Source organism: Affinirhizobium helianthi, assembly GCF_042680945.1.
In the GTDB taxonomy this organism is placed as follows: domain Bacteria; phylum Pseudomonadota; class Alphaproteobacteria; order Rhizobiales; family Rhizobiaceae; genus Neorhizobium; species Neorhizobium helianthi.
The window spans coordinates 1-1,150 of record NZ_JBHUEQ010000038.1; the positions used below are offsets into that span (position 1 = coordinate 1).

Annotated in this window: 2 protein-coding genes; both read right to left on the minus strand. The window is 48.6% G+C overall.

The window, feature by feature from the left end; translation table 11 throughout:
• Nucleotides 1–68: 68 nt before the first annotated feature.
• Entirely contained in the window at nt 69–521 is a 453-nt protein-coding gene (locus ACFSE1_RS18185) for a hypothetical protein (RefSeq protein WP_377404642.1), read from the minus strand.
• A gap of 3 nt (nt 522–524) precedes the next feature.
• The coding region (locus ACFSE1_RS18190; RefSeq protein ID WP_377404645.1) for a hypothetical protein at nt 525–1,150 on the minus strand (626 nt) is incomplete at its 5' end.

A 1,150-nucleotide genomic window follows, 5' to 3' on the forward strand; every position in this document is an offset into this window, starting at 1 on the left:
GATGGCGTCTCGGCCCGCGGCACCATGGAGGGCGTCTCAAAATTCCAGTCACCGCCGGTGCGCTTGCTTCAAAAATGAACAGGTCGCATCTCCGGAATAAAGCGGTCCCACCTATGTTTTGTAAAGCATACGATTGCCTTTTGGTCAGCGTCTCCATCATGAAAACCACTGAAGGCAACACCTAACTCGAGGAAAACAATGAAGCCAACCACTTCAAAGGTATTGGAGCGCTTGGATAGCTCGTAAGCGTACTGCAAGTTAGACAGTCCATCATCCCAAGATAGCCGCCGCTCCAACAAGAATATTTGCCGCGAAACATACTGAGAAAAGCTCACTTCTTCCAATTGATCATTTGATGAATATGTGAAGTGCGGACAATCAATGCCGAATTCATAACGCTTTTCACCGTTTTTGGTGTTTTTAATTTTTGGATCGATACCGATTATGCTTGATAATTCTTCTGATTTTGATCCGAATTTGATGTCGTTAACGCTTATGTAAGGGTGTATCGTCCAAGACATATTTCACCTTTTTAGGCTCAAGCCGTGTTTTTGCCGGCATTTTAAATAGGCAGAAGCCTCAAGCATAGCTTCATTGTATTTGCGCGGATTGCCTTCTTCACGAGCGATGCGCCTTGCATCGCGGAAATCTCTAGCCAGAGCCTCTCTGTAGTTGCCGCTTTCTATTAGGCGTTTCTGCTCCAGCCTGTATTCAATCCCATCAAAACCTTTCGTGCCATGACTCGCTGTGTCCAAATGATCCGTTTTGTCCATCTGCATTGATGGCATTCTATTAATACCGCCTATTTCATCTACTAGCCAAGAAGGATATGAACTTTTGGGGGGCATATGGTGAGATTCCAGCCCTAATGGTTTCGAACCGGGCACCCCGGCGTACGATCCTCCGCGATAAGGCCCTTTCCCGTTTGGGTTGCCTTTCGCGAGGTAATCACACGGGTCTTTGAACCTCCTTTTGGAAGTGTTTCTAACGCCCCCGCCACCTGATGCGACGCCTTGCTCCGCTTTACTTTCTAAGGCCTTAACATTCCTCCCGGCCTCTTCGGCCTCCTTTAACCGGTGCTCTGCCTTAGCGACATCGCTTGCGAGTTCGAGGCCTTCGCCAGCGGCTTTGGCCTTTCTGAGGGGGTTGG

Coding starts and splice junctions, on each gene's coding strand:
- ACFSE1_RS18185 (WP_377404642.1), bottom strand. CDS start 521: ATGTCTTGGACGATACACCCTTACATAAGCGTTAACGACATCAAATTC.